The 5,417-nt window shown below is 39.1% G+C and carries 6 protein-coding genes; 3 read left to right on the top strand and 3 right to left on the bottom strand.

Features of this window, described 5'->3' with window-relative positions:
* Together V7147_RS16215 and V7147_RS16210 are read right to left on the bottom strand one after the other, a co-directional pair.
* Window positions 1–332, bottom strand: a 332-nt coding sequence (locus V7147_RS16215; protein WP_335368870.1) for an ArsR/SmtB family transcription factor, incomplete at its 3' end; no start/stop codon positions are given.
* Window positions 329–748 (bottom strand): SRPBCC family protein, encoded by a 420-nt coding sequence (locus V7147_RS16210; protein WP_335368869.1) that lies wholly within the window; start codon window positions 746–748, stop codon window positions 329–331. The genes V7147_RS16210 and V7147_RS16215, both read right to left, overlap by 4 nt.
* Window positions 749–1,007: 259 nt before the next feature.
* On the opposite strand from V7147_RS16210, the gene V7147_RS16205 reads away from it, so the two are divergent.
* Both V7147_RS16205 and V7147_RS16200 read left to right on the top strand, forming a co-directional pair.
* The gene (locus tag V7147_RS16205) at window positions 1,008–1,727 is read left to right on the top strand and encodes a TerC family protein (protein WP_335368868.1); all 720 of its coding nucleotides are present in this window, start codon (window positions 1,008–1,010) and stop codon (window positions 1,725–1,727) included.
* 85 nt (window positions 1,728–1,812) lie between these two features.
* Window positions 1,813–3,669: an FUSC family protein gene (locus V7147_RS16200; RefSeq protein ID WP_335368867.1), complete on the top strand. Its 1,857-nt coding sequence runs from the start codon at window positions 1,813–1,815 to the stop codon at window positions 3,667–3,669.
* An 80-nt stretch (window positions 3,670–3,749) separates the two neighbouring features.
* Here V7147_RS16200 and mreBH read toward each other — a convergent pair whose 3' ends face one another.
* The gene (mreBH, locus tag V7147_RS16195; RefSeq protein ID WP_335368866.1) at window positions 3,750–4,757 is read right to left on the bottom strand and encodes a rod-share determining protein MreBH; all 1,008 of its coding nucleotides are present in this window, start codon (window positions 4,755–4,757) and stop codon (window positions 3,750–3,752) included.
* A gap of 274 nt (window positions 4,758–5,031) precedes the next feature.
* Between mreBH and V7147_RS16190 the strand changes: the two genes are divergently transcribed.
* Window positions 5,032–5,400, top strand: a complete 369-nt coding sequence (locus V7147_RS16190) for a DnaJ family domain-containing protein (protein ID WP_335368865.1) — start codon at window positions 5,032–5,034, stop codon at window positions 5,398–5,400.
* Window positions 5,401–5,417 lie beyond the last annotated feature (17 nt).

The following is a 5,417-nucleotide window of genomic DNA, read 5'->3' as shown; positions in this document are numbered from 1 at the left end:
CCACCATCCGGACCACCATTCTCAGCGATATGCTTTAATACCGATAGCTTGTTGCTCCAGAACTGGTCGAAATACGCAAGCCATTCGCGTAGATCCGAAAAGGATTCAGGCTGAAGGCGATAGCGTTTTTCCCTTCCGACCTTTTTACCACTTACCAAGTTCGCCTCTGATAGAATGTGAAGATGCTTTGCTACAGCCGTCCGGCTCATTGAAAAATGACTCGTGATTTCCGAAATAGGCAATTCCTTATTCGAAAGTAGGCGCAACACCTCTCTACGCGTCGGGTCAGCAATTGCTTGGAACACATCATATTTACTGGCAGATTCACTCACTCGTTTGTCGCCACCCGACGTAGCTTTTGTACGATGCCTTCCCAACCGCCATTCATTGTTTCACGAACATCAGCAGCCGAACGCTGAGCTTTTCCAACGATTTCTTCAGAATCCTTCCAACCGCCATGAATGAGAGTGAACTCCGTTTTCCCGTCGATTTCTTTTAATAGAAACTCTACAAACCAGCCTTCAGTATCCCAAGAAAAAGTAAGACGGTGTGGTGGCTCAACCTCTAATACCTTACATGGAGAGGGTCCGAATGGAGATTGGATATGAAATTCATGTCCTTCCTCTGCTACTAAATTATTTGGCATAAACCACGTTCCGATTGCCTCGCCAGTCGACACAAGATCCCATACTTTTTGAATCGGTGCTTCAATTAATACGGTTTGTTTTATATCAGGTACATTTGCCATAATTCATTCTCCTTTTTAAAATTAAAATAAAACCATTTGGTTTCGTAATTTGATTATATGAAACCAAAAGGTGTTATGTCAAGATGGTTATATTACAATAGTATGCGCATTTTAATAAATAACTGGATGGATAATTGTGGCGGTTTTGTAAGCAAGATTCCCAAGTCTAAATATTGAAAGTGTCAAAAAATAGGAGTATGCTAGATTATGTAATTAAAATTTAACTATTTTACTATAATAATCGAGGGGGAATTACCCTATGGATATGCTAACTATTCTTGGACTAGCTATCTCTTCTGGAGCCACAATCGCTTTATTAAAAATTATTGCAATTGATATTATTTTATCTGGTGACAATGCTGTTGTAATTGCGATGGCGACTAGAAACCTTCCAAAAGATCAACAAAATAAAGCAATCTTTTGGGGAACGGCTGGGGCTGTTATTTTACGTGTATTATTTGCAGCCATTATTGTTTACTTATTAAAAATTCCATATGTGAATGTAATTGGTGGAGCATTGCTTCTTTTCATCGCCTACAAGGTATTGGTTGAAGAAGAGGGAGAAGCACATGTGAAATCTTCAACTGGTATAATGTCAGCTATTGGTACAATCATCTTGGCAGATGCGGTTATGAGTCTTGATAATGTTGTTGCCGTTGCAGGTGCTGCAGACGGTCACATTGGCATGATTGCACTTGGTGTCGCAATCAGTATTCCAATTATGATCTTTGGCTCTAAATTTATTGTAAAAGCTATGAACAAATATGCTTGGATTGCTTATATAGGTGCAGGTATTCTTGCTTGGACTGCTGGGGAAATGATATTGAAAGATAAAGGATTAAAAAACTTCCTTCATATTGAACATGGACCAGTCACCTATCTAATTGCTGCAGTAATAACTATTCTAGTATTAGGACTTGGATACATGAAAAACAAAAAAATCGCAGCAAAACGAGATAAATTAGATCAAGCAGCTTAATAAAATGTAAAGGCCAAATCGGAAAGGATTTGGCTTTTTTCTATTACATAATTGGCAAGCCCACGGCTAAAGCTAAAAGGAATTAATGGNNATTAAAAAGACACCGTTTCCAATGCGGAGGGCGGTTGGAGCGGCAATTAGTTCATCGGTTCCTGTCATTATAGGTATTTTGCTTGGAAATTTCCAATTTGGGTTATTGGCGGGGATTGGTGGCTTTTCCTATTTATACGTGTTCAATGATCCTTATAAACATCGTGCAAAAAAAATATTTTTCGTGATGCTTGGATTAGCTGGAGCGATGGGTCTCGGCACACTTACTGCCGCCTCACCATTTTTATTTGCGCTTATTTTAGGATTAATTGGTGGCTTCGGTACATTCATTTTCGGTGCCTTAAAAATTCAAGGACCAGCAGCCATTTTTTTTATCATTATTTTTGCCATGACATCTGCGATGGAAATTGATCCAAATGCAGCATTAATGCGTGCTTCGCTTGTTTTTATAGGTGGAATTGTTTCGTGGATTGTCGCCATGGTTGGGTGGTTTTCAGATCCATACGAACCTGAGAAAAAAGCGATACATCATATTTATGCTGAACTAACGAAACTAGCAGGAGCGATTGGGACATCAAGATTTGATGAATTAAAGGAAAGCACCTTGTTCTCGTTGAAAAATGTTGAAACAACACTCTCGTCTGGATATATCTCGTGGCGAAGTTCAAACTTTTTTAAACGATTATACATATTGAAAGACAAAGCCCATTCAATCTGGGGCGATATTTTGGAACTTGAAACCCGTGAATCAGAAATCGCACCTGAAATACTGAATTTATTAAATCAAATTACTCAATCACTCACCCAAAAAAGCCAAACTCAAAAAATAGTGGTTCCCAATGTAACGCTAGAAGGACTAGAGCGACACCTTTTTAAAAAAGTAGGGGAAGCAGCTGAAGTGATACAAGAATCTGTACCAGTTGACGAACAAGAAATTTATTTTATGAGGCATTCAGTTACAAAACAATTGCTGGATGCTTTTGATAAAAACTCAGTCGTCTTTTTAACCTCGTTGCGCTATGCAATTGTTCTCGGAATCTCTGCAATGATTGCTTTTTCGTTTGAATTTGAGCGCTCCTATTGGATTCCGGTTTCCTGTGGCGCCGTTATGCTAGGTTCTACAATTGTTAGTACATTTCACCGCTCGATTCAGAGATCAATCGGCACGCTTATCGGTATCTTGGTTGCTGGACTAATACTATCTCTTAGTCCTGCACCAATCATTGTTGCTCTAATGATTGCAATGTTTAATTTCATTACGGAATCTTTGATCGTACGAAACTACGCATTTGCCGTTTCATTTATTACACCAAACGCGATATTAATTGCGGAAAATACGACACATCTTAATGATTTGTCATATTTTGCAACGGTCCGAATCACCGATGTCATCATCGGGAGTATTATTGGGATTTTAGGCGTGTTACTTGTGGGGCGGCAAACGGCTTCAAGTCGGATTCCACATTTGATGTCAAAAACCATTCGGAGCCAATCACAACTGTTTTATAAAATTTTTTCTAAAAACAGTGCGAAAATAGATGACAGACACCTAAAAAACAAAATGAGAACGAATTTAAATAATTTACGTACTGTTTACGGAGCAGCTCTTGGTGAAATTCCAAATAATATTGATTCATTAAGTCTCTTGTCACCGGCGATTTTTTCAATGGAACAGCTTGGCTATTTTCTTGAAGCGGGAGTAAGGAATCAATCGTTAACAAGTGGAGAGATTGCTCAATTCTTATATATTTTTGAGACAATGGCTCAATCGATTGAACAACAGCTTTTGCTCGAGAGCTTCGACGTTCCCGAAATACCAATCCATGCACGAATTCAAGAAGAAATCGATACTTTACTAGAGGCACTCATTACGTATCTAAAAAAGTGTTAGAACCCCAGGAGCGATTCCTGGAGTTCCTTATTTGATGTTAAAACAGGCACCGGGAACCAGTAGAACCGTCCCATTGGTTCCTATTTTGCAATTTTATGGAGCTTTTCGATGATGCTTAATGAACGTCCTGTTCCGATAACGACTGATTCTAGCGGGTTTGGAGCAAGATGGACAGGGACGAAAATTTCCTGGCTGAGCCATTCCTGCATGCCATTTAATAACGCGCCACCGCCTGTTAAAATAACCCCGCGGTCCACAATGTCACCACTTAATTCAGGTGGGCAATCCTCTAAGGTCGCACGGATTGCTTCTAAAATATGCAGTAATGATTCCTTTAATGTTTCTTGAACCTCGGTTGAACGCAATGAAATGGTTTTTGGTAGACCAGTGACAAGGTCGCGTCCACGGATCTCCATTGTTTTGACTTCATGCTTAACAAGTGCATAGCCTATTTCAAATTTAACCTGTTCGGCAGTATGTTCCCCGATAAGGACATTGTATTTTTTTCGTACATATTGAATGATATCTTCGTCGAACTGGTCACCACCGATTCGAATAGAATTGCAGGAAACAACACCACCGAAGGAAATAATTGCAACCTCGGTATTGCCTCCACCGATGTCGACAATTACGTTTGCGATCGGCTCATCGACAGGCAAATCGGAGCCAACTGCAGCCGCGACTGGCTCTTCAATTAAATAAACCTGCTTGGCACCACATTGTCTAATCGCATCCTGGATGGCGCGTCTTTCAACAGATGTCGACCCAGATGGTGTACAAACAACTACATTAGGCTTACGAAGCGAGTAACCAATTTTTTGGCTCGCTTTTTTCATAATATGTCGTAGCATATCTGCGGTCACATTAAAGTCCGCAATGACTCCTTTACGTAAGGGACGAATCGCCACGATTTTTTCAGGTGTTTTTCCGATCATTCTTTTCGCATCAGTCCCAACCGCAACGACTTTGTTATTTTCAGTGTCGATTGCGACAACGGAAGGCTCATTAATGATGACACCTTTACTTTTACTATATACAAGAATATTTGCAGTTCCTAAATCAATTCCAATTTCTACGTTTGAAAACATTTATATCCCCATCCTTCTAGAATTTAAGGTTATATGTCTAATAGCCTTAAAATGATTTTCCGAAACATTTTTAGCTACTATATATAGAATTTATGAGTAGTCATTTTAACCCACTTCACCCTATAGGTTTCATAAAAACATGTCGATTTTTGGGGGTTGTTGTCATATTGTAAAAATTGAAACATAGGAGAAATATAAGGGGAGAATGGCAATTTGTTCAAAATACCCGTAAAATAGTATTAGATGAAATACTCCAAAAAAGGAGAGCGTTGCTATGGATTTTTCAAATATTGTGTCAGAGGATAAAATTCGTAAAGCCTACAAGGATGGAGAGTTCGATAACCTTCCAGGGTACGGCAAACCGCTTAAGCTTGATGATGATTCTGCTATTCCAGAGGATCTGCGTATGGCATATCGCGTCATGAAGAATTCAGGGTTCATTAATGAAGAAACCGAGATTAAAAAAGAGTTGCTCACCATTGAGAATCTTATTGATAATTGTGAAGATGAAGCTCAACGCGCCATCTATCAGAGGAAATTAAACGAAAAACAATTTCGCTTAAACCAAATAATGAAAAATAGAAAGACCTCACACTCAGCGGCTTTCAAAGACTATCAGATGAAAATGCAAAATAAATTCTAACTTTAAACAGCAGAAAT

This window comes from Bacillus sp. JJ1521 (assembly GCF_036965165.1).
Classification (GTDB): domain Bacteria; phylum Bacillota; class Bacilli; order Bacillales; family Bacillaceae_L; genus Ferdinandcohnia.
Note: the sequence above shows the minus strand (reverse complement) of the source record. Positions and strands in the feature narration are given on the sequence as shown.

Coding starts and splice junctions, on each gene's coding strand:
- mreBH (WP_335368866.1), bottom strand. CDS start 4,757: ATGTTTTCAAACGTAGAAATTGGAATTGATTTAGGAACTGCAAATATT.
- V7147_RS16190 (WP_335368865.1), top strand. CDS start 5,032: ATGGATTTTTCAAATATTGTGTCAGAGGATAAAATTCGTAAAGCCTAC.
- V7147_RS16205 (WP_335368868.1), top strand. CDS start 1,008: ATGGATATGCTAACTATTCTTGGACTAGCTATCTCTTCTGGAGCCACA.
- V7147_RS16210 (WP_335368869.1), bottom strand. CDS start 748: ATGGCAAATGTACCTGATATAAAACAAACCGTATTAATTGAAGCACCG.